The 25,338-nt window shown below is 72.0% G+C and carries 23 protein-coding genes; 8 read left to right on the forward strand and 15 right to left on the reverse strand.

Features of this window, described 5'->3' with window-relative positions:
• Positions 1–174 precede the first annotated feature (174 nt).
• Entirely contained in the window at positions 175–2,226 is a 2,052-nt protein-coding gene (ligA, locus tag ABD352_RS13770; protein ID WP_344612713.1) for an NAD-dependent DNA ligase LigA, read from the reverse strand.
• Between the two features lie 69 nt (positions 2,227–2,295).
• On the opposite strand from ligA, the gene ABD352_RS13775 reads away from it, so the two are divergent.
• On the forward strand, positions 2,296–2,637 hold the full coding sequence (locus ABD352_RS13775; protein WP_344612714.1) for a hypothetical protein: 342 nt from the start codon (positions 2,296–2,298) through the stop codon (positions 2,635–2,637).
• An 88-nt stretch (positions 2,638–2,725) separates the two neighbouring features.
• Here the strand turns inward: ABD352_RS13775 and ABD352_RS13780 are convergent, their stop codons facing one another.
• Positions 2,726–3,301 (reverse strand): DUF4304 domain-containing protein, encoded by a 576-nt coding sequence (locus ABD352_RS13780; RefSeq protein WP_344612715.1) that lies wholly within the window; start codon positions 3,299–3,301, stop codon positions 2,726–2,728.
• 252 nt (positions 3,302–3,553) lie between these two features.
• Here ABD352_RS13780 and ABD352_RS13785 point away from each other — a divergent pair, with 252 nt between their 5' ends.
• Entirely contained in the window at positions 3,554–5,203 is a 1,650-nt protein-coding gene (locus ABD352_RS13785) for a beta-1,3-glucanase family protein (RefSeq protein WP_344612716.1), read from the forward strand.
• 161 nt (positions 5,204–5,364) lie between these two features.
• Here ABD352_RS13785 and ABD352_RS13790 read toward each other — a convergent pair whose 3' ends face one another.
• Genes ABD352_RS13790 through ABD352_RS13815 form a run of 6 tightly spaced genes read right to left on the reverse strand, consistent with a single transcriptional unit; the run spans position 5,365 to position 11,970 of the window.
• Complete coding sequence (locus ABD352_RS13790; RefSeq protein ID WP_344612717.1) at positions 5,365–6,333, reverse strand: acetylxylan esterase; 969 nt, start codon at positions 6,331–6,333, stop codon at positions 5,365–5,367.
• Between the two features lie 6 nt (positions 6,334–6,339).
• Complete coding sequence (locus ABD352_RS13795; RefSeq protein ID WP_344612718.1) at positions 6,340–7,164, reverse strand: carbohydrate ABC transporter permease; 825 nt, start codon at positions 7,162–7,164, stop codon at positions 6,340–6,342.
• Positions 7,154–8,041, reverse strand: a complete 888-nt coding sequence (locus tag ABD352_RS13800; RefSeq protein ID WP_344612719.1) for a carbohydrate ABC transporter permease — start codon at positions 8,039–8,041, stop codon at positions 7,154–7,156. The genes ABD352_RS13795 and ABD352_RS13800 overlap by 11 nt, the downstream gene beginning before the upstream one ends.
• Positions 8,042–8,057: 16 nt before the next feature.
• Positions 8,058–9,317: an ABC transporter substrate-binding protein gene (locus ABD352_RS13805; protein ID WP_344612720.1), complete on the reverse strand. Its 1,260-nt coding sequence runs from the start codon at positions 9,315–9,317 to the stop codon at positions 8,058–8,060.
• 31 nt (positions 9,318–9,348) lie between these two features.
• The gene (locus ABD352_RS13810) at positions 9,349–10,953 is read right to left on the reverse strand and encodes an FAD-dependent oxidoreductase (protein ID WP_344612721.1); all 1,605 of its coding nucleotides are present in this window, start codon (positions 10,951–10,953) and stop codon (positions 9,349–9,351) included.
• Positions 10,954–11,970, reverse strand: coding sequence for a LacI family DNA-binding transcriptional regulator (locus ABD352_RS13815; RefSeq protein ID WP_344612722.1), 1,017 nt, complete (start codon positions 11,968–11,970; stop codon positions 10,954–10,956). It abuts the gene before it with no gap.
• Positions 11,971–12,122: 152 nt separating this feature from the next.
• Between ABD352_RS13815 and ABD352_RS13820 the strand changes: the two genes are divergently transcribed.
• Positions 12,123–13,097, forward strand: a complete 975-nt coding sequence (locus ABD352_RS13820; protein ID WP_344612723.1) for a glycoside hydrolase family protein — start codon at positions 12,123–12,125, stop codon at positions 13,095–13,097.
• A gap of 3 nt (positions 13,098–13,100) precedes the next feature.
• On the opposite strand, the gene ABD352_RS13825 is transcribed toward ABD352_RS13820, so the two are convergent.
• Complete coding sequence (locus ABD352_RS13825) at positions 13,101–13,937, reverse strand: class II glutamine amidotransferase (RefSeq protein WP_344612724.1); 837 nt, start codon at positions 13,935–13,937, stop codon at positions 13,101–13,103.
• Positions 13,938–14,070: 133 nt separating this feature from the next.
• On the opposite strand from ABD352_RS13825, the gene ABD352_RS13830 reads away from it, so the two are divergent.
• Positions 14,071–15,204, forward strand: a complete 1,134-nt coding sequence (locus ABD352_RS13830) for a carboxylate-amine ligase (protein WP_344612725.1) — start codon at positions 14,071–14,073, stop codon at positions 15,202–15,204.
• A gap of 101 nt (positions 15,205–15,305) precedes the next feature.
• On the opposite strand, the gene ABD352_RS13835 is transcribed toward ABD352_RS13830, so the two are convergent.
• The gene (locus ABD352_RS13835; RefSeq protein WP_344612726.1) at positions 15,306–15,530 is read right to left on the reverse strand and encodes a hypothetical protein; all 225 of its coding nucleotides are present in this window, start codon (positions 15,528–15,530) and stop codon (positions 15,306–15,308) included.
• Between the two features lie 90 nt (positions 15,531–15,620).
• Here ABD352_RS13835 and ABD352_RS13840 point away from each other — a divergent pair, with 90 nt between their 5' ends.
• Entirely contained in the window at positions 15,621–15,839 is a 219-nt protein-coding gene (locus tag ABD352_RS13840; RefSeq protein WP_344612727.1) for a hypothetical protein, read from the forward strand.
• A gap of 170 nt (positions 15,840–16,009) precedes the next feature.
• Positions 16,010–17,455, forward strand: a complete 1,446-nt coding sequence (locus ABD352_RS13845; RefSeq protein WP_344612728.1) for a DEAD/DEAH box helicase — start codon at positions 16,010–16,012, stop codon at positions 17,453–17,455.
• A 35-nt stretch (positions 17,456–17,490) separates the two neighbouring features.
• Here ABD352_RS13845 and ABD352_RS13850 read toward each other — a convergent pair whose 3' ends face one another.
• The 3 genes from ABD352_RS13850 to ABD352_RS13860 form a co-directional block, all read right to left on the reverse strand.
• A complete protein-coding gene (locus ABD352_RS13850; RefSeq protein ID WP_344612729.1) occupies positions 17,491–18,531 on the reverse strand; it encodes a fatty acid desaturase family protein in 1,041 nt (346 codons plus the stop codon).
• Positions 18,532–18,679: 148 nt separating this feature from the next.
• Positions 18,680–18,883 carry a cold-shock protein gene (locus tag ABD352_RS13855; RefSeq protein WP_344612730.1) on the reverse strand — a complete coding sequence of 68 codons (204 nt, stop codon included), beginning with the start codon at positions 18,881–18,883 and terminating at the stop codon, positions 18,680–18,682.
• A gap of 252 nt (positions 18,884–19,135) precedes the next feature.
• A complete protein-coding gene (locus ABD352_RS13860) occupies positions 19,136–20,116 on the reverse strand; it encodes a toll/interleukin-1 receptor domain-containing protein (RefSeq protein ID WP_344612731.1) in 981 nt (326 codons plus the stop codon).
• 76 nt (positions 20,117–20,192) lie between these two features.
• Between ABD352_RS13860 and ABD352_RS13865 the strand changes: the two genes are divergently transcribed.
• The gene (locus ABD352_RS13865) at positions 20,193–20,501 is read left to right on the forward strand and encodes an SMI1/KNR4 family protein (protein WP_344612732.1); all 309 of its coding nucleotides are present in this window, start codon (positions 20,193–20,195) and stop codon (positions 20,499–20,501) included.
• A 14-nt stretch (positions 20,502–20,515) separates the two neighbouring features.
• On the opposite strand, the gene ABD352_RS13870 is transcribed toward ABD352_RS13865, so the two are convergent.
• Together ABD352_RS13870 and ABD352_RS13875 are read right to left on the reverse strand one after the other, a co-directional pair.
• A complete protein-coding gene (locus ABD352_RS13870; RefSeq protein WP_344612733.1) occupies positions 20,516–22,813 on the reverse strand; it encodes a beta-glucosidase in 2,298 nt (765 codons plus the stop codon).
• A gap of 16 nt (positions 22,814–22,829) precedes the next feature.
• A complete protein-coding gene (locus ABD352_RS13875; protein ID WP_344612734.1) occupies positions 22,830–23,807 on the reverse strand; it encodes a LacI family DNA-binding transcriptional regulator in 978 nt (325 codons plus the stop codon).
• A gap of 219 nt (positions 23,808–24,026) precedes the next feature.
• On the opposite strand from ABD352_RS13875, the gene ABD352_RS13880 reads away from it, so the two are divergent.
• A complete protein-coding gene (locus ABD352_RS13880; RefSeq protein WP_344612735.1) occupies positions 24,027–25,277 on the forward strand; it encodes an ABC transporter substrate-binding protein in 1,251 nt (416 codons plus the stop codon).
• Positions 25,278–25,338: the final 61 nt, after the last annotated feature.

Raw genomic sequence — 25,338 nt, forward strand, 5'->3', positions numbered from 1 at the left:
AGGCCCGGGGCGGAGCGGGGCGGGGCCGGGGCGGAGCCGGGGCGGAGCGGGGCGGGGCGGGGCGGGGGCGGGGCGGAGTGAGCCGGGCCGGAGCGGGCCGAGGCGGGGCGGAGCGGTGCAGGGCGGGGCGGAAGGCGGACGCGGGCGGGCGGCGACGGGCGACGGGCGGCGGGATCAGGCGGGCGCGGTTTGCAGGAGGGCCGCGAACTCCTCGGCCGGCATGATGCGGACGCCCAGTTCCTCGGCCTTGGCGGCCTTGGAGCCCGCGCCCTCCCCCACCACCACCAGGTCCGTCTTCTTCGAGACCGAGCTGGACGAGCGGCCGCCGAGGCGCTCCACGGCCTCGTTGCCCTCGTTGCGGGTCAGGCCCGGGACCGAGCCGGTCACCACCACCGTCATCGGCGTGCCGTCGTCCTTCTGCAAGGGGAGCAGCGCGACGGGGGCGGCCGGGTCGGCGTCGGAGCCGTCGGGCGCGGCGGTAGAGCCGGCGGAGGCGGCGGGGCGGGGGCGGTAGGTCGGCTCAGTCATGTTGATGCCGCGGGACGTGAGGCGGGCGATGACCGGCTGGAGCTCGACGAGCTCGGCGGCGATGGTCACGGCGCGCTCCGGGCCGACGCCCTCCACCTCCTGCAGGTCGGCGACGGAGGCGGCGAGCAGGGCCTCCATGGTGCCGAAGTGGGTGGCCAGGCGGCGGGACATCGAGCGGCCGGTCATGCGCACGCCCAGGCCGGTCAGCACGCGGGCGAGGGGCTGGGTCTTCGAGGCCTGGATGGCGGCGACCAGCTTGGCGGCGGAGACCTCGCCCATGCGGTCGAGGGCGGCCAGCGTCGGGGGCTGCAGGTCGTAGAGGTCGGCCGGGTCGGTCACCAGGCCGGCGGCGGTGAGCATGTCGAGGAGCTTGCCGCCGAGGCCCTCGATGTCCATTGAGTCGCGGGCCGCGTAGTACGACAGGGCCTCGCGGGCGCCGCAGGCCCGGCCTCGGGTGCAGCGCCAGCGCTTCTGGGTGCGGTCGATCTCGCCGTCGCAGCGGGGGCAGTTGACCGGGGGCTCGAAGGGCTGGGCGTCGGCCGGGCGCTCGTCGAGCTTGGCGCCGGTGATCTCGGGGATGACGTCGCCGGCGCGGCGGACGAAGACGGTGTCGCCGGGGCGGACGTTGCGGCGGACGAGGTCGTCGAAGTTGTGCAGGGTGGCCGAGGTGACGATGACGCCGCTGATCTGGACCGGCTCGAGGACGGCGACCGGGGTGATGACGCCGGTGCGGCCGACCTGGACCTCGATCGCCTTGAGCCGGGTGGTGCGGGTGTCGGCCGGGAACTTGTAGGCGATGCCCCACCGCGGGGCGCGGCTGGAGGAGCCGGCCAGCTCGCGGTCGGCCGGCTGGTCGGCCTTGATGACGGCGCCGTCGATGCCGTAGCCGAGGGTGCCGCGGCTCGCGTTGAGCGCCTCGACCGCGGCGAGCAGGTCGTCGACGCCGGTGCAGACGGGCATGCCGGCGGTGGAGGAGACGCCGAGGCGGATCAGCTCGGCCATGGCGGCCGAGTGCGGGCCGTCGCCGAGGCCGCGCACGCCATACGCCAGGAAGGACAACGGCGCGTCGTAGGTCCGGTCCTGCGCGCGCAGCGTGCCGGCCGCCGCGCTGCGCGGGTGCGCGAACGGCGGCTCCCCGGTGGCGGTGCGCATGGCGTTGGCGACCTCGAAGTCGGCGTCGGTCATGAACACCTCTCCCCGCACCTCGACGGTGCGCGGCTCGGCGAGCCGCTCGGGCAGGCCGGCGGCCCGGCGCGCCTGGCCGGTGACGTCCTCGCCGGCCCGGCCGTCGCCGCGGGTGGCGACCTGCACGAGGCGGCCGTCCTCGTAGCGGGCGGCGATGGCCAGGCCGTCGATCTTCGGCTCGACGGTGTAGCCGCCGGCGGGCCGGCCCAGCAGCCGCTCCAGCCGCTGCGCCCACTTGCGCAGCGTGTCGGCGTCGAAGACGTTGTCCAGGCTCAGCATCGGCTCGCTGTGCACGACGTCGCCGACCACCCCGCCGCCGGCCGCGACGACCTCGGTCGGCGAGTCGTCGACCTTCCAGTCGGGGTGCTCGTCCTCCGTCGCCGCCACCCGCGCCATGAGGGCGTCGTAGTCGGCGTCGTCCATCGCCAGGTCGGGCCCGGCGTAGTAGGCGGCGGCCGCCTCCCGGATGCGGGCGACGGCGGCGCGATAGTCGGCGAGCGTTTCGAACGTCATGCTGGGGAGCCTAGTCAGGGGGTACGACAAAAAAGCGCAAGGAAGGGCGGCACGCGCTACGGTGCGCGCGTGCGACTGGACGAGTTCGAGGGCGACGCCCTCATGGCCCTGACCGAGGACCCGGCCCTGCGCGAGGACGCGTGCGTGGAGCTGGCCCACCGGATCAACCGCGCCGATATGATGATCGGCATCCTGCCGGTCGGGGCCGCCGACATCGTGGTGGCCGGCCTGTCGGCGGCCGGCCGGTCCGGCAGCGCTCGGGCCTGGCGCGAGCTCGGCGTGTGCTTCCTGGGCACCGACGGCGACCGGCTGCCCCCGCCGCAGTGGCCGGCTGGGCCGCGATTCACCGACGGCGACGGCCAGCCAGCCAGCCGGGCGCTGCGCTGCTTCGCCGAGGCGGCCACCCCGTAGCGCCGCGTCGAACGACAACGCCCGTAGCGCCGCGCCAAGCGACAACGCCCGTAGCGCCGCGCCAAACGACAACGCCGCAGGGGCAGGGTCAGGCGACAGCCCGCCGCAGCCACTGCACGTACCCGTCGTCCTGCTCGAGGTACGACATCCGGTTGATGACCCCCGGCAGCTCCGGCGGCCGCTCGAACGCCGACTGCACCACCCCGCCGGCGATGGCCCGCTCGAGCGTCGCGTTCAGCGCGAGATGCTTCTCCAGCCCGGGCAGCACGACGTCGTCGAGCATGCGGCGCACCTCGGCCCCGTACCCGGGCGCCGCCTCGGCCTGCCGCAGGTTCCAGTCGTCGCTGCCCCGATGGAAGGCGTACTCGTCCCGGGGCTGCACCCTGCCGTACACCTGCCCGAGCAGCGCGGTGACGTCCGCGCCGGGGTCCTCCCGGCGGCGGTACTCCACCCAGCGCCCGGTCGCCGCATCGACGTTGACGAAGAACGCGACCTGCCCGGGAAACGTCAGCTGCGAGCCCTGGAACCACAACGAGATGGCGTCGCCGTTCGCGGCGACCCGCACATGCCGGCCCTGGGCCTCGGTGAACCCCCGCTCGACGAGCAGCGGCACCACGATCGAGGCCAGCATCTCCTGATAGGCAACCCGGACGTCAACGGACACACCCTCAGAGTAAGCCGGAGATGTCGGATATATCCGACAAACTCAGCACGAGCCCGGGTGCGTGGCCGCGTCTTGACATGCACTCCCGTCGATCAGTACTGTGAGAGCGCTCTCAGCATCCGCCGCCCGCCCTCAGTTCCCTTCTTACGCGGATGGGGAGAGCGCTCTCAGCAGTATGTCCCGCCCCGGCCGCCAACACCGGGCGAGGGCCGGTCCGGGGTGACATCGTCCGAAACGGAGGACACCCCCTCAATGCGTACACGAAAGTTGCTCGGCCTCGTAACCGGGCTGGCCACGGCCGTCGCCGCCACGGCGGTCGTGGTCGCGGGCGCAGCGCCGGCCGCGCATGCGGTCGGGCCGGCGCTGCTGCCCGTCACCGTCACCAACAGCACGGGGCGCGGGGACACCGTCTACCTCTACGTCCTCGGCGTCAACCTGGCCACCGGCAAGCTCGGCTACGTCAACTCGGCCGGGACGTTCACCCAGTGGAGCGGCGGGGCCATCCCGCCCTCGGCGGCCCCGGACGTCTCGATCGGCGGGCCCGGCAACGGGGGCTCGACCACGATCCGGTTCCCGCGCGGTTTTTCGGGCCGGGTGTACTTCTCGTTCGGTGAAAAACTGAAGTTCTTCCTGACGCCGGACGGGCTCGTGCAGCCGGCTCCCTGGGCGGCCGGCGACGCCAACCAGAACATCCTGTTCGACTGGAGCGAGTTCACGTACAACGACGCCGGGCTCTGGATCAACAGCAGCCAGGTCGACATGTTCGCGGTGCCGCACGCCGTCGCGGTCACCGGCGCCAGCGGCACCACCCAGCGCACCGGCGACCCGGTCAACGACGGCCGCAACAACGTCATCAACCAGATCAAGGCCCAGTCCGGGTGGGCCGGCACGGTGTACACCCGCAGCGACGGCACCGTGCTGCGCGTGCTCTCCCCCGGCAAGGCGGCCGGCGCCGGGCTGCTCAGCGCCACGTACCTCGACTCGTACATCACGAGCGCCTGGAACGCGTATGCGTCCAAGACGCTCACCGTGGTGCCCTTCGCCGACCAGCCGAACACGAAGTACTTCGGCCGGACCAGCGGCAACACCATGACCTTCACCAACACCTCCGGCGCGGTCGTGGCCTCGTTCAACAAGCCGAGCTCGGCCGACGTCTGGGGCTGCGCGGGCAACCTGCCGGCCCCGAACGACCAGGTCGTCGGCCCGATCTCGCGCACCCTGTGCGCCGCCCTGAACCGCGGCACGCTCGGCACGGTCGACACCCAGCCGGACCTCAACTCGGCCGGCTTCTACAAGAACAGCCCGACCAACCAGTACTCCAAGATCATCCACGCCAACATGGCCGACGGCCGCGCGTACGCCTTCCCGTTCGACGACGTCGGCCACTTCGAGTCCCTCGTCACCGACTCGGACCCGCGCTCGGCCGCGATCGTGCTGAGCCCCTTCGGCGCCGGTGGCGGCGGCGGCACTTCGAGCGGCTGGTCGAGCATCGTCAACAAGAACAGCGGCAAGTGCGTGGACGCCCGCTCGTCGGGCACCGCGAACGGCGCCGCGATCCAGCAGTACACCTGCAACAACAGCTACGCGCAGCAGTTCCAGCAGCAGGGCACGGACAGCGGCTACGTGCGGGTCAACAACCGCAACAACGCGGCCCAGGTCCTGGACGTCAACGGCGTGTCGACGGCCGACGGCGCCCTGGTCCAGCTGTGGGCCTACGGCGGCGGCGCGAACCAGCAGTGGCTCCCGGTCGCCGAGTCCGGCGGCTACTACCACTTCGTGAGCCGCAACAGCGGTAAGTGCCTGGACGTCCCGAGCTCCTCCACCGCCGACAGCGTGCAGCTGCAGCAGTGGACGTGCAACGGCACCGGCGCCCAGTCCTTCCGCCTGGTCGCCCAGTCGTAGCAGCCGGTTCGATCCGCCGGGCGGGGGGCGTGCCTCCCGCCCGGCGGTGCTGCGCGTCGGTCAGGCCGGGCCGAGGTGGCGGGGCAGGAAGTCGTTGTGCACGCCGATCCAGCGGACGGTCCCGGGACCGGTAACAGGCCGTGGCCGGGACCGCGAACGTCTTACGGGTGCAGGTGCTCGGCCAGGAAGCGCAGGCGGACGGCGTTCTGGAAGGACTCGCCGCCCTCGTGGCCGTTGAAGCGGTACAGCTCCATCCGCTTCTCGCCCGCGTAGTTGTGGTAGGCGCCGTAGACCGTGGACGGCGGGCAGGTCGTGTCCATCAGCGCGGCGCTGAACAGGGCCGGGGCGCTCGCGCGCTTGGCGAAGTGGACGCCGTCGAAGTGCGACAGGGTGTGGAAGGCCCCGTCGACCCGCTCGCGGTGGACCTTCAGGTAGCCGGCGACCTCCTGGTAGGGGCCGGTGGCGGCGCGCTCCGCGCCCCTGCGCATGTCGCACAGGAAGGGGACGTCCGGCGCGACCGCGGCCAGGCCGGGCACCAGGCCGGCCATGGCCAGGGTCAGGCCGCCGCCCTGGCTGATGCCGGTCACCGCGACCCGCGCCGGGTCGACCAGCGGATGGGCCTTGGCCGCCTCGACGGCCCGCACCGCGTCGGTGATGACCCGCCGGTAGAAGTGCTTGGCGGGGTCCTGGATGCCCCTTGTCATGAAGCCCGGGTGCTGCGGGCCGCTGTCCGCCGGGGCCAGGTCCTCCGTGTCGCCGCGCCGCCAGCCGCTGCCCTGGCCGCGGACGTCGACGAACAGGTGGGCGTAGCCGGCCGAGGCGTAGAGCAGGCAGTCCTCCGGCAGGCCGCGGCCGCCGTTGTACCCCGGGAACTCCACCACGCAGGGCAGCGGCGAAGTACTGCCGGCGGGCACGACGAACCACGCCTTCACCGTCTGGCCCTCGTGGCCGGGCAGGCTCACGTCGTACACCTGCAGGGTCTTCAGGCTCGTCGGCACCGGCTCGAAGCGCGCCGGCCCGGCGGGCGGCCCGGACAGGACGCCCGCCCAGAAGGCGTCGAAGCCGGCGGGCTCCTCGGCGGTGCTGCGGTAGGCGAGCAGTTCCTCGGCGGTGAGGTCGGACAGCGGCACGGCGGCTCAGCCTTTCAGGCCCGTGTGGGCTAGGCCCTCGACGAACTGGCGCTGGGCCACGACGAAGACCGCGAGCACGGGGATGGCGGTCAGGGTGGCCGCGGACAGCTGCACGTTCCACGCCGGGCCGCCGTACGCGTCGACGAACTGGGTCAGCGCCTGCGGCAGCGTGAACTTCGAGGGGGTGGACAGGAACACGATCGGTTCAAGATACAGGTTCCAGCTGTGCAGGAACGTGAAGATCGAGACCGCGCCGAGGGCGGGGCGGGACAGGGGCAGCGCGACCCGCCAGTAGAGGCCGAAGCGGCCCAGGCCGTCCATGCGGCCGGCCTCCTCGAGCTCGGGCGGCAGCGCGATGAAGAACTGCCGCATGATGAACGTGGCCAGGACGCTCGGTGCGCCGAAGATCGGCACGAGGATGAGCGGCCAGTGGGTGTCGATCATGTGCCAGCGCTGGAACATCTGGAACAGCGGCACGATCGTCACCTCGCTCGGCACGAGCAGGCCGGTGAGCACGAGCACGAACAGCGCGTTCTGGCCGCGGAAGCGGATGCGGGCGAACGCGTAGCCGGCCATGGACGACACCACCAGGGTGCCGATGGTGCACAGCACGGCGATGTACATGCTGTTGAGGTACTGCTGGGCGAACGGCTGCGCCTGGAACACCTGGCGGTAGGCGGAGAAGTCCACGTGCGTCGGGATGAGCGACGGCGGGAACTTGAAGACGTCGGCGACCGGCTTGATCGACGAGGTCGCCATCCACCAGGTGGGGAAGACGAACGGGATGGCCAGCACGCACAGCAGCCCGTAGAGCGCCGTTTTACGACTCATGGAACACCCATCGCTTACGCATCTGCCACTGCACGGTGGTCAGGATCAGGACGATGACGAACAGCACCAGCGAGAGGGTGGCGCCGTAGCCGAAGTGGTGGAACTGGAACGCCTGCTGGTACAGGTAGTAGACGAGCACGGTGGTCGATGTGCCCGGGCCGCCCTGGGTGAGCACGGCGATCTGGGCGAAGACCTGCAGCGAGCCGACCACCGTGATGATCGAGGTGAGCAGGATGGTCGGGCTGATCATCGGCAGCGTGATGCTGCGGAACGAGCGCCAGGCGCTCGCCCCGTCGAGCTTGGCCGCCTCGTAGAGCCCGGCCGGCACGCCCTGCAGGGCGGCCAGGAACAGCACCATGTTGAGGCCGACGTTCTTCACCACCTGCACGACGATCACCGACACCATCGCGGTGCCCTCGCCGCGCAACCAGTTCGGCCCGTGCACGCCGACCGAGTTCAGCAGGCCGTTGACGCCGCCGTTGTCCTGCAGCAGGAAGCCCCACACGATGGTCCAGGCGATCATCGAGACGACCACCGGGGAGAAGAACAGCGTGCGGAAGACCACCGTGCCGCGCAGCTTCTGGTTGAGCAGCACGGCCAGCAGCAGGGCCAGGGTCAGGTTGAGCACCAGCAGCCCGGCCGAGAACAGGCCGGTGGCGGCGAGCACCTTCGGCAGGTTCGGGTCGTCGGCGAGCTGCCGGTAGTTGTCCCCGCCGACGAAGGTGAACTCGTCGGCGAGGACATTCCACTCGTGCAGGCTGTACCACGCGACCAGCGCCAGCGGTACGAGCACGAACACCACCGTGCCGACCAGCTGCGGTGCGATGAACAGGTAGCCGGCCAGGTGATCGCGCCGGCGCGCGGTCCAGAACTTCATGTCACAGAGGCCTTTGTTATTTGCTCAGCAGGGGCTTGAGGCCGGTGCAGACGTTGTCCAGCACGCCCTTGACGTCGGCGTCGGGCTTCCACAGCGGGTCGAGGGAGGCGCGGACGTTCTGCGCGATCTCGGCCGAGCCGGCGTGGCTGGGCTTGACCACGCCGGTGGAGATGCCGTCGATGACGACCGACTGCAGCTGGGTGGGCTTGAGCAGCGGGTTGGTCTTGGCCATGGTCTCGGCGTTGAGCTGGCTCTTGCGGGCCGGCGGGAAGTACTGCGCGAGCTTGGCCGAGTTGTCCGGGTTGGTAAAGAAGCCGAGGAAGTCGGCGGCCGCCTGGGCGTGCTTGCCCTTCTTCAGCACGCCGAGGCCGGCCTGGCCGACGACGGAGTACTTGCCCTTGGGACCGGCCGGCAGCGGGACCAGGTCCCAGCCGAACTTGGCGTCCTTGAGCAGCGAGGCCCGCGAGATCTGGGTGATCGTCATGGCCGACTGGCCGGCGAAGAAGTCGGCGGCCACGCCCGGGCCGGGCATCGCCTTGTCGGTGAAGATGGCCTTGTGCAGGGTGGTCATCGCGTCGACCATCTCAGGGGCGTTGAAGCCACAGGTCTTGCCGTCGGCGCTCCACGCCTGGGCGCCCCAGCCGGTCCACACCGCGGAGAGGTTGCCCCAGCTCTTGTAGTCGAAGTCGCGCACCACGATGCCGGCCGTGCCGGTCTGCGCGTTGACCGCCGCACCCTCGGCGAAGGCCTTGTCCCAGGTCCAGGTGCCGGCGGTGACGAGGTCGGCCGGGTTGTCCTGGCCGGCCTTCTTCAGCAGGTCGGTGTTGACGAACATGCCGAACGGCGAGGTGGAGAACGGGTAGGCGTAGAGCTTGCCGCCGTTCTGCCACAGCTTGGTGGCGGCGGGCGCGAGGTCGTCGCCCTTGGTGAGGTTGCCGTCGATCGGCACGAGGGCGCCGGAGCCGACGAAGTCGGGGGCGGAGTCCTCGAGGATCCAGGCCAGGTCGGGGCCGTTGCCGCCGGCGATCTGGGTGGTGAGCGTGGTGGTGTAGGAGTCGAACGGCAGCGGGTCGAACTTGACGCTGACGTTGGGGTGGCTGGTCTTGTACTCGGCGGCGATGTCGTTGAAGAGCTTCAGGTGGGCATCGTTGGCCGACCAGATGGTCATGCGCAGGTCGATCGGGCCGGTGTCCTCGGCGGCGGGGGTGCCGCCGCCGTTGCCGCACGCGGCAAGGGCGAACAGCGACAGAGCGGCTATCGCGGCGCGGAATCGCATTGGGGGGAACTCCTCAGAACGGACGGGGGTGTCAGTAACCGGTGACGTCGGGCCAGTGCCGTTCGACGCCGTCCCGGTCGAGCCGGGCCTGGAAGTCGGCGAGCAGGCCGGGGGTGTTGCGCACCGCGCGTGGGGGGCACGCGCGGTCCAGGCAGAACGCGGCGAGCGCGCCGGCGGCCTCGCCAGCGTTCCACTCGACCGGGTGCAGGCGGTAGGCGCCGTTGGTGATGTGCGTGGTGCCGATGTTCTTGCCGGCGGCCAGGAGGTTGTCCATCCGCACCGGCACGAGCGCGCCGAGCGGGATCTGGAAGGGGCAGCAGCCGACGTCGATGTAGTGGTCGCCGCCGGTGGAGGGGTGCAGGTCGATGCGGTACATCCCCACGCCGACGCTGTCGTGGTACTGCACGGCGCCCTTGTCCCCGCGCACGGCGAGGGCCAGGTCCTGCTCGACGACGGTGTACTCGGCGCGGATGCGCCGGGACTCGCGGATGTACGGCGCCTGGGCCAGCCCGTCCGCCGAGCCGGTGACGTCGCCGCGCAGCCGCAGGCCGGGGAAGCCGGTGCCCCCGTCGGGCCGCGGCGCCTCGGTCTGCAGCCAGTACAGCACCGACCGGGCCTGCTCGCGGGCGGCCGCCAGGTGCTGCCCGGCGTCGGGGACGTCGATGACCGGGTGCTCGAAGTAGTCCAGCATCGGCCAGTTGACCAGGCAGATGTCGCTTTCGTAGGCGCCCTCGGCGAACAGCTTGCGGGCCGCGATGCGCCGGAACGTCCACAGGTTGTGGTCGCCGGGGTCGCGGCGCTGGTCGGCGTCGACCCTCAGCGGGTCGCCGTCCGGGTTGGGGTCGAAGATGCGCTCGGTCTGCAGGAGGGTGCGCGGGCTGGGGGCGCGGAAGGACAGCAGCGGGCCACCCCAGAACGACGGGGTGTACGCGCGCCAGAAGTCGTAGCTCGCCGGCCGGTCGATGGTGTGGTCGCCGTCGACGTGGTCGACCGCGAAGCACACCGAGACGGCCTGCATGTTGGCCGGCTGCGCGGTGGCCGGAGCGCTCGGCTCGCCGGTGTCGGCCTGGGACTCGAAGCCGGTGACGTACTCGGTGCCGGTGATGGGCAGCAGGTCGCCGGTCTCGGTGGCGTCGAGCACGTAGCCGGCGCTCACCCCGACGGTGTCCCCGGTGTCGCGGTGGCGCAGCGTCACCGAGGTCACGTGGTCGCCGTCGGTGGTCGCGGCCGCGGGCACGTAGGGCTGCAGCACCAGCAGCTGCCGGCTCGACCGGTAGGGCGCGAGCATGCCCTCGATCACCGCGACCGCGACGCGCGGCTCGTGGCACAGGCGGCTCACCCCGCCGGCGCCCGGGTTGAGGTCGCGCCAGGCCCGGGCCTTCTCCGTCAGGGGGTAGTAGCGGCGGTAGTAGTCGCGGATGCCGTCGCGCAGCGCCCGGTAGGAGGCGGTGACGCCGAACTGCTCGACCCACGAGTGCTCGTCGGGCGGGACCGCTTGGCTGGTCAGCTGGCCGCCCAGCCAGTCGTACTCCTCGGAGAGCACGACCCGCTTGCCCGCCCGCAGCGCGGCCAGGGCGGCTGCGACGCCGCCCAGCCCGCCCCCGACGACGAGGATGTCGGTGGAAATCTCTGGCATTTAAGGGTTTTCCTTCAGTGTGGTGCCGGTGATCAGGTCGCAGGGCAGGAGGCGCTGGCGCTGGGTCTCGGTGCCGTCGATGAGGGCGGTGAGGACCTCGAGGGCCTGGGCGCCCATCTCCCGTCTGGGCATGGCGAAGCCGGTGAAATCGGTGCCGGTCGGGTCGGTGACGTGCCTGGTCGGCTGGCCTAGGGTGACGATGGACAGCGATGTCTTCCCGCCCGGCGGGGTGCTCGCGAGCTCCGTGGCCAGGGCCACGCCCTCGCTGTGCTCTTCGGCGAAGACGACCGTGGCCCCGGTGGCGAGCACCGCGTCCAGGTCGCCGGACGGCAGGTGGATGCCGGCCGCGCCCGCCGCGGCCACCCCGCGGTCGAACCCGGCCCTGCGGTCGGCGTGCGACTCGGGCCCTTCGCCCTGGCCGAGGTACGCCATCCGCGTGTGCCCGAGCGCGGACGCCCGGGCCACCAGGGCCGCCGTCGCGCCGGCGTAGTCGGCGCCGACGTAGGGCACGGGCCCGCCGGCGTCGGCGCGCCGGCCGACCGAGACGAACGGGAAGCCGTCGGCCACCAGCCGGGCCAGCTCCTCGCGGTCGAGCGAGCGGCCGAGCAGGATGCAGCCGTCGGCCAGGCGCAGCCGGTTGCCCTCGTGGAAGATGCGCCGCCGCCCGTCCACCACCGGGGCGCTGGTCAGCAGGAGCAGGTCGCTGCCCAGGGCCTCGGCCCGCTCCTCGATGCCGATCAGGAACGGGTGGTAGAAGTCGCTGTTGCCGGCGGGGAAGACCGGCTCGTAGGTGAACACCCCGATGATGCGGTTGTCCCGGGCGGCGAGCCGCCGGGCGATAGGGTCGGCAACGTACCCGCTGTCGCGGATCGCCTGCAGCACCCGCTCGCGGGTCTCGGGAGCGATCCGCACGTCACCGTCCGAGCGCCCGTTGAGCACGAGCGACACGGTCGCCTGGCTGACACCCGTCATGCGGGCGATGTCCCGCTGGGTCAGGCGGCGGGGAGTTGGCGTCACGTCGGCATCCTGTCCGTGTGCTAATGCGCATTACCACTCGTTGGATGGAGATCCTGGACCCTCGGCGCCGCGTTCGTCAAGTCCCGTTGTCTGATTGATAATTCGTATTAGCACCTTGACCACGGATCGGCGGCACGGCAACACTCCCATGCATGAATCGCCGCCAGATTCTCCGGGGCGCGGCGCTGCTGGGCGGAGCCTCCGCCCTCGGCGCGCTGCAGCTGCCCTCGCCGGCGTCCGCCGCGCCGGCCGGGTTCCCCAACTACCAGTACCTCGGCATGCCGCTCAACAAGTCGGCACTGCGCTACAACCCCACCAACGAGCTGATCTTCCCGTGCATCCGGGGCGTGTACGACAAGATCAGCGGCGGTCTCGGCCGCTACTACCTCTACTACGCCCCGCACGAGAAGCCGGGCGGGATCTGCCTGGCCTACGGCAACTCACTGAGCGGCCCGTTCACCGAGTACGCGGCCAACCCGATCGTGTCGAACGTGTGGTCGCCGTACTACTCGGTCAGCCACGTGTCGTCCCCGCACGTGCTGTGGCAGCCGGCCAACAAGAAGTTCTACCTGTACTACCACGGGGAGAACAACACGACCCGGATGGCCTGGTCCACCGACGGCGTGCACTTCACGTACTTCGGCGTGGTGCTGAGCACCTCGATGGTCCCCGGCACCACGGAGACCTCGTACGCGCGGGTGTTCGAGCACAAGATCGCCGGCCTGGGCAACACCCACGTGATGCTGTTCATGGGCGTGACCGGCGGCACCCGCAAGATCTTCTGGGGCTGGTCGCCGGACGCCAAGTCATGGCAGTTCGACCCGACGCCGCTGGTGACCCCGGGCGCCGACGGGCAGACCGACATCTCCGGTCCGCACCTGCTGTCGCGCAACGGTACGACGTACGTCGTCTACCACGGCAACGGCGGCAACATGTACCTCACCGAGGTCGGCAACAACTTCGACCGCGAGGTGCACCTCGGGGTCTTCCACACGGCGCTGAGCGGCGCGCCGGACAACGGGCGCAGCGCCGCGCCGTCGTTCGGCACCGACGGCGGCGTGGAGTACATGTTCTACGAGGCCGGCGCGCGCCTGTCCGCCACGATCGCGGTGGCGCGGGCCGTGTAAGCCTCAGCAGGGTGCGGGCTGGAACGGGCCGACCACGCCGACGCCGGGCTTCACCAGCTCGTAGCTGGACTCGGCGACCGGCTGCCAGGCACCGACCAGCCCGCCCAGCGGCTCGGACACCACGATCCGGGTCTCGTCCGACACCTGCTGCAGGACGGGGTTGTCGGGGTACATGGTGCGCAGCGTGTCCACGGCGGTGCTGCAGTACAGCGACCGGCTGTTGTGCTCGGTCGAGTAGCGGAAGGCCCACAGCCGCTCGCCGTCGGTCATCGCCACCGTCATCTGCACCGGGTTCTCGATGCCGTGCCGGCGCCCCGCCTCCTCGATCAGGCCCACCATGTGCTCGACCGCGGAGACCGGGTCGGTCTCGAGCCCGTAGGTGAGCGCCAGGTAGAACATCAGCTCGGAGTCGGTGGAGCCGCGGATGTCGGGGTACAGCTCCGGATCGACGGACATGGCCAGCGTGCGCTTGAGCTTGCTGTACTCGCGGATCCGCCCGTTGTGCAGCCACAGCCAGCGCCCGTGCCGGAACGGGTGGCAGTTGGTCTGCTGCACCGGCGTGCCGGTGCTGGCCCGGATGTGCGCCAGGAACAGCCCCGAGCGCACCGAGTGCGCCAGCTCTCGCAGGTTCTCGTCGCCCCAGGCCGGCCCGGTGCCGCGGAACAGCGTCGGCTCGGCCGCCCCGTTCGGCGTGTACCAGCCGACACCGAACCCGTCGCCGTTGGTGGTCCCGACGCCGAGCCGGGCGTGCATGCTCTGATCGATCAGCGAGTGCTCGGGCTTGTACAGCAGTTCCTCGAGCAGGATCGGGGTCCCCGAGTACGCGAGCCATCGGCACATGTGGCACCTCCTCACCCGATCGTCGGCGTCCGGCCGTACCCGCCACTCACCCGGGCGGGATGACGTGCGGGGACGCGGCGCGGGGTGACGCTTCACCCGACACGCAAGCGTCCGTGGAGGGAGGCGAGCGACGATGCTCACCGTAGGCGTGCTCACCGTAGGCGTCGAAGAGGAGTTCCTGCTGCTGGAGCCCGACGGCTCCGTGGCCCCGGTGTCGTCCGGTGTGCTGCGGGTCACCGACGGCGACGACCGGGTGCGGCACGAGTTCACGGCATACCAGCTGGAGACCGCCAGCGGCGTGCACACCCGGCTGGACCGGCTGCACGACGAGCTGGCCGAGCTGCGCTGGGTCGCCTCCCGCGCCGCCGCGCTGTCCGGGGCGCGGCTCGTCGCGACCGGCGTGCCTCCCTTCCGGCGCGGCCCGCTGGAGGCGCTGACCGACGACGCGCGGTACCACCGCCTGGCCGCCCGCTTTCCCGCCGCGACCGCGGCCGCCGCAGGCACCTGCGGCTGCCACGTGCACGTCGGGGTGGCCGACCGCGACCTGGCCGTCGGCGTGCTCGGCCGGTTACGCCCGTGGCTGGCCCCGCTGCTCGCGCTGAGCGCCAACTCCCCCTTCGCCGGCGGCGCCGACACGGGCCTCGGCAGCGCCCGCTACGAAGCCCGCCGCCACTGGCCGACGTTCCGGGCCCCCGAGGCCTGGGCCGACGCGGCCGAGTACGACCGCGCGATCGCCGGCCTCATCTCCGAGGGCACCGCGCTGGACGTGGGCGGCGTCCATCTGCTGGCCCGGCTCTCCGGCCGCTTCCCCACCATCGAGCTGCGGGTGGCCGACACGTGCCTGCGCGCGGCCGACACGGTCCTCTTCGCCGGCATCGCCCGCGCCCTGGTCGCGACCCTGATCGACGACGTGCGCCACGGCCGCCCGGCCGAGCGGCGCGGCGCCGCCGAGGTCGAGGAGGATCTGGCCGCCGCGGCCCGGCACGGCCTCGTGGTGCGCGGCCCGCAGCCGCCCGGGCGGCACGCGGCCGCGATCGCCGACCAGCTGCGGGTGCTGCTGCGCAGGATAACCCCGGCCCTGGCCGAGTTCGGCGACGCGGCCGCCGTGCACGCCCGGCTCGGCTGGCTCTGCCGCAACGGCACCGGGGCCGAGCGCCAGCGCACCCTGCGGCACCACGATCCCCGGCCGCGCGCGTTCGTCGCCGCGCTGGCCGACCACACCGCGCCCCACTCGGCCACCGCCCGCCAGCTCGCCTGGGCCGTCTGAGGTTCGTTTCGCCGCGGCGGCGGTCCTGGGTCCAGGCGGCGTGCCAGGTCGCGGCCGGCCCAGGTCGCGGCCGGCCCAGGGCCGCCGGCCGGCGCGTACAGCTACAGAACCGCGCCGCGAGGTGCCAGTTCCAGCGCCGCCACGCCGCGCCCGTACAGCACGACCACCCGGTCGCCGTGGCGCGTGCGGATCATGCCGGAGTCGGCGGCGAGGGCGGTGATCACGCGCTCGGCCGCCTCGTCGACGTCGGAGGCGTCGGCGTCATCGTACGCAACGTCCAGACTGTCGCCGGTGATCAGCCGGACACGCAGCACGATTGTCGCCATACGGTCAGCCTACGCGCACCGCGGGCGATCGTCGGCCGCACCAAGATCGTCGGCGTTTCGCAGCCGGGCCTGGTGTTATACCGTCGGTGGGTGAGAATTGAGCGTCATTGGTGGAACGGCGACAGCACCGTGCGAGGGCGTCGCGACGTGTACATCCGCACCGATGGCGAATCATGGGAGGTCGAGGCCCAGGCCGGCGGCGGCACCGGCCGGTCGAAGATCCACCAGTGCCCGAGCCGGCAGTCCGCGGAGATCCTGGCCGGGGCGTGGATGGCCGGGCGGAGCCGGTGGCAGGCCGTGCCGCACTGACCAGCATTGCCGGCGCCCGTCAGCGGGCAGCGGGCCCGGTGGCGGGATCGAGTAGACTGGCGGCGCGGTCCGCCCGACAGTGGCGGGCCGGGTTCGATGTCCGACGCCACGCGCCGCGACCGAAACGGTCAGCGCCGGGCGGGACGTCCCCTTCGACGTACGGAGCCTTTATGGCGGCACGCCGCCCACAGCAGACCACCTCACCCAAATCCCCCACCTTCGCCGACCTCGGCGTGCCCGGCGCGCTCATCCGCGTGCTGGCCGCGGCCGGGGTCGACCGGCCGTTCCCGATCCAGGCCGCGACCCTGCCCGACGCGCTCGCCGGGCGGGACGTGCTCGGCCGGGGCCGCACCGGCTCGGGCAAGACCTACGCCTTCGTGCTGGCGGTGCTCACCCGCCTGGCCGCCGCGGCCGCGCCCCGGCGGGCCGGGCGGCCCCGGGCGCTGATCCTCGCGCCCACCCGCGAACTGGCCGCCCAGATCGACGCCGTGATGGCGCCGCTGGCCAGGGCGCTGTCGCTGCGGACGATGACCGTCTTCGGCGGCGTCGGCGCCGGGCCGCAGATCGCCGGGCTGCGCGCCGGGGTCGATGTCGTGGTCGCCTGCCCCGGACGGCTCGCCGACCTTGTCGAGGCCGGCCACGCGCGCCTGGACGCCGTCGAGATCACCGTGCTCGACGAGGCCGACCACATGGCCGACCTCGGGTTCCTGCCCACCGTGCGGCGGCTGATGGAGCGGACCCCGCGCGGCGGGCAGCGCCTGCTGTTCTCCGCCACGCTCGACGACGGCGTCGACGTGCTGGTGCGGCGGTTCCTCACCGACCCGGTCGAGCACAGCGTCGACTCGAAGCTCTCGCCGGTCGCCGCGATGACCCACCACGTCCTGCACGTCCACGCCGAGGACCGGTTCGCCGTGCTGGTCGAGCTGACCGCCGCGCCGGGCCGCACCGTCGTGTTCACGCGCACCAAGCGGGGCGCGAAGATCCTGACCCGCCGGCTGATCGAGGCCGGCGTGTCCGCCGTGGAACTGCACGGCAACCTCGCCCAGGCCGCGCGCACCAGAAACCTGCGGGCGTTCTCCGACGGGGACGTGCGCACGCTGGTCGCCACCGACATCGCCGCCCGGGGCACCGACGTCAAGGACGTGGCCCTGGTCGTGCACGCCGACCCGCCGACGGAGCACAAGGCGTACCTGCACCGCTCGGGCCGCACCGCCCGGGCCGGCGCGACCGGCACCGTCGTCACGCTGATGACCGACGGGCAGGCGCCCGAAGTCCGGGAGCTGACCCGCAAGGCCGGCATCGCCGCGACCACCACCCGGCTGCGCCCCGGCGACGCCCTGCTCCGCACGCTCGCACCCGGGGAGCGGACGCTCGTCTCACCGCCGGCCCTGCAGCCCACCAGCCCTCGGCGCGAGGCTCAGGGCGCCCGGGGCGACGGAGGACGGCGCGGCGGCGAGCCGTCGCCTCGGCGCGAGGCTCAGGCCGCCCGGAGCGACGGAGGACGGCGCGGCGGCGAGCCGTCGCCGACCGCCGCGACGAAGTCCGCGCCGGCACGATCCGGTGCGGCGGCCTTCTCGACCCGGGCCCGGCCGGGCGGCCGCCGCGGGCGGCGCTGAGCACTGGGGCGGTCGCCCGTCAGGGCGAGCAGGTCTCAGGCGCCGGCCAGGCGCGGGGTGCGTCCGACCTCGTGCAGGTGGCGCAACGCCTGGCCGTACGAGGCCAGCAGGCTGGTCTGGCAGTACGTCAGGTCGTGCACCTGGCAGAACTGCCGGACCATGGCCTGGGCCCGGCGCAGGTTCGGGCGCGGCATGCTGGGGAACAGATGGTGCTCGATCTGGTAGTTCAGGCCACCGAGCATGAAGTCGGTGAGCCAGTTCCCGCGCACGTTCCGCGACGTGAGCACCTGCCGGCGCAGGTAGTCGGTGCGGTCGTCCGGGTCGAGCATCGCCATGCCCTTGTGGTTCGGCGCGAAGGAGCAGCCGAGGTACAACCCGAAAAGCCCCTGGTGGAGCAGGATGAAGACCACTCCCTGCAGCGGCGACAGGATCACGAACACGGCGGTCAGATAGCCGACGACGTGGACGGCGAACAGCGCGGTCTCCCAGCCGGGGCGGCGGGTCGCGCGCCGGGCCAGGGCGCGGAGGCTCGCCAGGTGCAGGCTGAGCGCCTCCAGCAGTAGCAGCGGGAAGAAGAGGTACGCCTGATAGCGGTAGACGGCCGCGGCGGTCCGGCCCCGGCCGCGGGCCTGGGCGGCCGTGAACGCCAGCGCGCCGATCTCGATGTCGGGGTCCTTGCCCTCCTCGTTGGGATGGGCGTGGTGCCGGTTGTGCTTGTCGATCCACCAGCCGTAGCTCAGGCCGATGGCGAGGTTGGCGTGCAGGACACCGACGACGTAGTTCGCCCTGCTTGAGCTGAACATCTGCCGATGCCCGGCGTCGTGGCCGAGGAACCCGAGCTGGGTGAAGACGAACGCCAGGAAGGCGGCGGTCGCGAGCTGCCACCAGGACTTGCCGATCACGACGAATGCGGCCCAACCGCCCAGGAACAGCGCCGTCGTGACGGCCATCTTCCACCGGTAGTAGCGGGGCCGCCGATCGAGCAGCCCGGCGGCCTTGACGAGGCGCAGCAGGTGCGCGTACTGGCTGCCGTGCCCGAGCCGGACGGTGGGCAGCGCAGGCTGCGATGGTGACATGGTTCGGCCTCCTGGCTGCACACATGCGACGGGGACGCCTCGCAGCACCGCGGGCGTTCAGGGCGTGGGTAGCCGTGGGCGTGCGCCGGCCCGGCCGGTCGGTCCGTCGACCGGATCGGCCGGGCACCGCTGATGCGACGCGGGTCGCTCAGATGGCGCGGATGTTGGCCGCCTGCGGCCCCTTCTGGCCCTGGGTGATGTCGAACTCCACCCGCTGGTTCTCCTCGAGGCTACGGAAGCCGCTCGCCGTGATCGCGGAGTAATGCGCGAACACGTCGGCGCCACCCCCGTCCGGGGTGATGAAGCCGAAACCCTTTTCCGCGTTGAACCACTTCACAGTGCCGACGGTCATGTGCTTGCTCCTTCGCAAGGCAATTGGAGGCCACACGGTGTGGTCTCCCGCGTCGCCGCTTTGATGACCCTGCTCCGGAAGCCCGGCAATACTGACAGCGCCCGCAGGTCCGATACCCACGGGCGCGGCAACGTATATGGAAATCAAGACTGCAACAGGGCAAATCTAGCACGGGTGGGTGCCCGCAGGACCGCGTCGTGGCGGCAACGACAGGTGGCATTTCGACATCTGACTCAATCGGTCGCCGCGCGGTCAGGTCAGCATTTCCTCGACGCTCTTCGCGTCGCCCTGGGTCATGAGCAGCACCCCGTTGTACACCGCCTTGAACAGGTCGGCAGAGTTGACCGACTTGTCGATGACGCAGGTCATCCGGTCCTGCGGCAGGAACTGGATCGCCCACCGGGGACTGAAGAACAGGATGCCCTCCGGCGTCGCGGGGTCGATGATCACCGCGGAGAGCGTCGCCGCGCCGACGTGGAAGTGGGCCGACATGAGGTCCCGCTCCTCGCCATCGAGCTCGGCGAGCATCGACCGGATGTCCTTGGCGCTCTCCCGCAGGTGTACGGCGCCCTCGGCCGCGATGGGCCGAAGGCATTCATAGGTCGTCAGGATGAGCGTGACCCGGACGCGGCGCTGCTTGACCAGGGCGACGAGGTCGCGCTTGCACTCGCGGTCGCTGAGCCAGCTGCGCAGGTTCGGGCCGGCCAGGATCAGCTCCTTGCGGGCGCGCCGCATCAGATCGGAGCGCGAGTAGCCGGCCGAGTCGAAGATGGCCGGCCCGGCGAGGATGTGGTTGGCGGCCGGGACGACCCGCCGCACGGTCTGCAGCGAGGCCCAGGCCCGGCCGGCCAGCTCGACCAGCGCGCGGGTGCGCACCTCGGGCGTGAGGACGCCGAAGGCGATCTCGTCGATCAGGTCGTCCGGGACCTCGGTGAGCGTCTCCGGCGAGTCCGCGTAGGGCGCCACCGTGACCTGCGGCGACGCGAGCGCGTGGCGGAGCTCCTTCATGCACCAGCGGGAGCGCAGGTAGCTCTTGGTGACGTACGCGAACATGAGGCTCGATCGGGAGATGGCCTCCTCGATCGCCGGATTGAGCCGGTCGCCGGCCTGGATGTTGGCGGTGTCGATCCAGCATTCGACCCCGGCGGAGAGCAGATCCCCCCGAAGGCCGCGCACGTACTCCTCGTCCCGCCGCGAGTACGACATGAAGACCTGCGGTCGAAGCACAGTCACGGGCCCAGGCTAGAGACCCCGGGCGACCCCGGCCCCCCTACGATGATCGGCATGACCCCGTCCCGGCTCGGCTGACGTGGCCCCGTTCGAAGAGGTCGAGGCGACTTTCTGGGAGGCGCAGAACAAGCGCATGATGCTGCCTCCGCTCACCGCCGACCTGATCGCCGAGGCGGAGCGGCAGCTGGGTGTCGCCCTGCCCGCCGACCTCATCCACCTGCTGCGCATCCAGAACGGCGGCGTCGTCGCCCCGGCGTGGGACGCCTGCCCGGCCGAACCGAATGCCTGGGCCGGCGACCACGTGCCGTTCGAACACGAGCTGCCGCTGGCCCCCGGCTTCCGCGCATTCGTCGAGCGCCTCAGCCCGTCGGCCGGCTACCCGGGCTGAGGCGCCGTCGCGAGTTACCCGCGCACCTCGAAGGTGGGGGTCAGGTGGCGGCCGGGGCCGAGCTGGCGGGCCGGGCCGACCATCCTCACCCGCAGGGTGGCGTGGGTGTCGGCGCTGGAGCGGGCCACGTGCAGCTCGACGTCGCCGGGCTCGACCCACCGCCCGCCGTCGCGGCCGGTGAAGGACAGCAGGTCGGCGTGCAGGGTGAGGACCAGCGTGCGGGACTCGCCCGGGGCCAGGTCGACGCGCGGGGCGGCGAGGAGCTGGCGGACGGGGCGGACCACCGAGCAGACGGGGTCGTGGAGGTACACCTGCACGACCTCGCTCACGGCCCGCTCGTGCGGGTTGTGCAGCGGCACCGTCAGCTCGATCGCGTCGGAGGTGGACCAGCCGTCGGGGGCGTTCAGCTCGGGCTCGCCCCAGGTGCCGGCGGCGTAGGAGAGGCCGTGGCCGAAGGGGTAGAGCGCGGTCGGGTCCACATTGGACACCTCGCTGCGCTGGGCCAGGGGGGCGGCCAGGTAGGTCGAGGGCTGGGAGGCGCCCGCGGCCGGGAAGCCCACCGGGAGCCGGCCCGACGGGTTGACCCGGCCGGACAGCACGCCGGCGATCGCGGCGGCGCCCTCCTCACCCGGGAAGAAGGCGGCGAGGGCGGCGGCCAGCCGGTCGGCCTGGCGGGACAGCTCGTAGGGGCGGCCGGTCAGCATCACGAGCACGACCGGGGTGCCGGTGGCCAGCAGGGCCTCCAGCAGCTCCTCCTGCCGGCCGGGCAGGCGCAGGTCGGCGGCGTCGCAGCCCTCGCCCGAGGTGCCGACGCCGAAGAGGCCGGCCAGGTCGCCGAGGACGGCCACGCACACGTCGGCCTCGGCGGCGGCGCGCGCGGCGGCGGCGATCCCGGCGTCGTCACCGCCGCGGACGGGGCAGCCCTGCTCGTACGCCACCTCGAACTGCGCGCCGAGGACGTCCACGATGGACGGTGCGGCCACGCCGAGCGGCAGGCCCGGGTGGTGCACGCCGACGTGGCGCGGGAACGAGTAGCAGCCGAAGAGGGAGTCGGCGGTGGCGGCGCCGGGGCCGACGACCGCGAGGCGGGTCCCGGGGCGCAGCGGCAGCGCGCCGGACTCGTTGCGCAGCAGCACGACCGCCCGCTCGGCCAGCGCCCGGGCGACCGCGCGGGCCTCGGCGTCGTCGAGCTCGCCGGGGGCGCCGAGGTGGTCCGGCTCGGGTTGCCAGTCCGGGTCGAGCAGGCCCAGCTCGGCCTTCTGCCGCAGGATCCGGGTCACCGCCCGGTCGACCTCGGCCGTGGTGACGTCGCCGGCCTCGATGGCCTTGAGCAGCGGGGCGCCGTAGCAGTTCACGCCGGGCAGCTCGATGTCGATGCCGGCCTGCAGCGCCAGCGCGGCCGCCTCGGCGCGGTCGGCGGCGACGCGGTGCAGCGTCTCCAGGAACGCCACCGCGAAGTAGTCCGACACCACCGTGCCGCGGAAGCCCAGCTCGTCGCGCAGCAGCTCGGTCAGCAGCGAGCCGTCCGCGGCCACGGGCACGTTGTCGACGTCCGTGTAGCTGTTCATGACCGACCGGGCGCCGGCCGCCAGGGCCATCTCGAAGGGCGGCAGCAGCACGTCGCGCAGCTCGCGGTGGCCGATCGAGACGGGGGCCAGGTTGCGCCCGGCGCGCGAGGTGGAGTACCCCACGAAGTGCTTGAGCGTGGCCACGACCCCGGCCGCCTGCAGCCCGTCCACGTAGGCCGCGCCGATCGTGCCGACCAGGTGCGGGTCCTCGCCGATGGTCTCCTCGACGCGGCCCCAGCGCAGGTCGCGGGCCACGTCGAGGACCGGCGCGAGGCCCTGGTGGATGCCGAGGCGGCGCATGGTGACGCCGATGTGGTGGGCCATGCGCCGCACCAGCTGCGGGTCGAAGCTCGCGCCCCAGGACAGCGGGGCCGGGAAGATGGGCGCCTTCCAGGCGGCCAGGCCGGTGAGGCACTCCTCGTGCACGACGGCCGGGATGCCGAAGCGGCCGGCCGCGACGATCTGCCGCTGCAGGTCGGCCACCCGGCGGGCGCCGGCGAGGGGCTCGACCGGGGCGGAGCCGTAGATGCGGGTCAGCTGGCCCAGGCCCTGGCGGATGAGCTCCGGCCAGTCGATCGGGTCGGGGGCCTGGTCGTTCTGGTGCGGGGCGACCTCCCCCGCGGTGTCGTCGACGTTGAGCCAGGCGCCGTACATCTGTGCAACTTTCTCGCGCAGCGACATCCGGGCCAGCAGGTCGGCCACCCGTTCGTCGATGGGCAGGCTGGGGTCGCGCCACGAAGTCACGCTGATTTGCTCCATCTCACGCGAGAAGTCGAGAAGTCGAGTGCCGCACCACGAGGCGGGTGGCCAGGCGGATGTGGGAGTTCTGCACCTGCTCGCCGTGCATGAGCTGGATGAGCAGGTCGATCGCCCGGTGGCCCATCTCGTGGATGGGCTGCTCGACGGTGGTCAGCGACGGGCTGGCCAGGGCCGCCTCGGGCACGTTGTCGAAGCCCACGACGGAGAGGTCCTCGGGCACCCGCAGGCCCATCGCGACCGCCACCTCGATGGCCGCGATCGCCGACATGTCGTTGGCGGCGAACAGCGCCGTGGGCCGCTCGGGCGACTCCAGCAGCCGGCGGGCGGCCGCGGCGGAGTCGTCGGCGTCGTAGTTACCGGGCTGGATGAGCCGCGGGTCCACCTCGATGCCGGCCTCCCGCAGCTCGTCGCGGTAGCCCTGCTCGCGCAGCTTGGCCGACTCGAGGTCGGGCCGGCCGCCGATGAGCGCGATCCGGCGGTGGCCGAGGTCGAGCAGGTGGCGCACGCCGGTGCGGGCGCCGAGCAGGCTGTCGGAGTCCACTGTGGGCAGCCCGGTCGGCCCGGTGTGCGGGTCGACGGCGACCACGGCCGAGCCGAAGTCGACCTCGACCACGGTCGGGGTGACCAGCACGGCGCCGTCCACGAGGGTGCCGGACAGCCGCGAGAGGTACCGCTGCTCCCACCCCGCCTGGTCCCCGGTCCGCCCGCCGGCCGAGTACACGACCAGCTCGTAGCCGGTGCCCTTGATCGCCTTGGCCGCGCCCTTGAGCAGCTCCGTGGAGAACGGCTCCAGGTCGGCGACCAGGATGCCGATCACGTTGGTCTTGTGGTTGCGCAGGCTCTGCGCGACCAGGCTGGCCTCGTAGCCCAGCTCACGGATGACGGCCTGGACGTGCGCGCTCGTCGCCGCGGAGACGCCGTAGCGCGCGTTGAGGACCTTGGACACGGTCGCGACCGAGACGCCGGCGGTGGCGGCCACGTCTCGGATCGTGACTCGGGAGGAGGGCTTCACGGGGAGCACAATAACGTCCGATAACGTTATCGACAACGATTGACAATCGTCGCGGCCGAGGCGGAGACTCTGCGGTCATCGAGGGCCGAGCCCCAAGCTCGCCCACGCCCCCGTCAGGAGATGATCACTTTGAACGTCCGCCTGAGCACCCCACGGAGGCTGGCCGCGATCGCCATCGGATTGACGATGGCGCTCCCCTCCCTGACCGCTTGCGGTGACGACAGCAGCAACGCCCCCGCCGACGCCAACAGCCCGGTCACGCTCACCTGGTGGCACAACGCCGCCCAGGAGCCGGGCATGAGCGTTTGGCAGTCGATCGCGGATCAATACCACAAGGACCACCCGAACGTTTCGTTCAAGGTCGAGCCGGCCCAGAACGAGGCGCTCAAGACCAAGATCTCGGTGGCGTTGCAGTCGCCGAACCCGCCGAGCATCTTCCAGCAGTGGGGCGGCGGCGCGCTGGCCACCCAGGTGCAGTCCGGCAAGATCATGGACATGACCCCGCAGACGCAGGACTGGATCAGCCAGCTCGGCGCCGCGGCCAAGGGCTGGCAGGTCGACGGCAAGCAGTACGGCATCCCCTACGACCTGCACGTGGTCGGCTTCTGGTACCGCAAGGACCTCTTCGACCAGGCCGGCATCACCGCGCCGCCGAAGACGATGGCCGAGCTCAACGACGCCGTCGCGAAGCTCAAGGCCAAGAACATCACGCCGATCTCGGTCGGCAGCAAGGACAAGTGGCCGGACGCGTTCTGGTGGTCGTACTTCGCCATCCGCGAGTGCTCGACGCAGGTCGTGCAGGACACGGTGAAGAACCTCAAGATGGACGACCCGTGCTGGGTCAAGGCCGGCGAGGACCTCAAGGCGTTCCTGGCCACCAACCCGTTCCAGAACGCGTTCCTGGGCACCCCGGCCCAGCAGGGCGCGGGCAGCTCGGCCGGGCTCGTCGCCAACGGCAAGGCGGCCATGGAGCTGCAGGGTGACTGGGAGCTACCGACGATGATCCCGCTCACCGAGGACAAGCAGTTCGCGTCGAAGCTGAGCTGGTTCCCGTTCCCCGCCGTCGAGGGCGGCAAGGGCGACGCCGGCACCGCGCTGGGCGGCGGCGACGGCTTCTCTTGCAGCGTGAAGGCCGGGCCGGCGTGCGCGGACTTCCTGAAGTACGTGGCCAGCACCGACGTGCAGACCAAGCTGGTGCAGACCAACACGGCCACGCTGCCGGCCAACCCGCAGGCGATCTCGGCCATCCAGGACCCGTCCCTCAAGACGGTGCAGGAGGCCCTGAACAAGGCGCCGTACATCCAGGTGTACTTCGACCAGGCGCTGCCGACCAGCGTGGGACAGGCGCTCAACGACGCCGTCGCCGACTTCTTCGCCGGCAAGGGCTCGCCGCAGGGCATCGTCGACGCCTTCACCAAGGCGGTAGCGAACAAGTGACACCTTCCGCCGTTACTCCCGTGACGGCGGCACCAGAGGCCCGGGCCGGTCGCGCGGCGTC

Origin of the sequence: Dactylosporangium salmoneum, assembly GCF_039532525.1 — a bacterium.
GTDB lineage: Bacteria > Actinomycetota > Actinomycetes > Mycobacteriales > Micromonosporaceae > Dactylosporangium > Dactylosporangium salmoneum.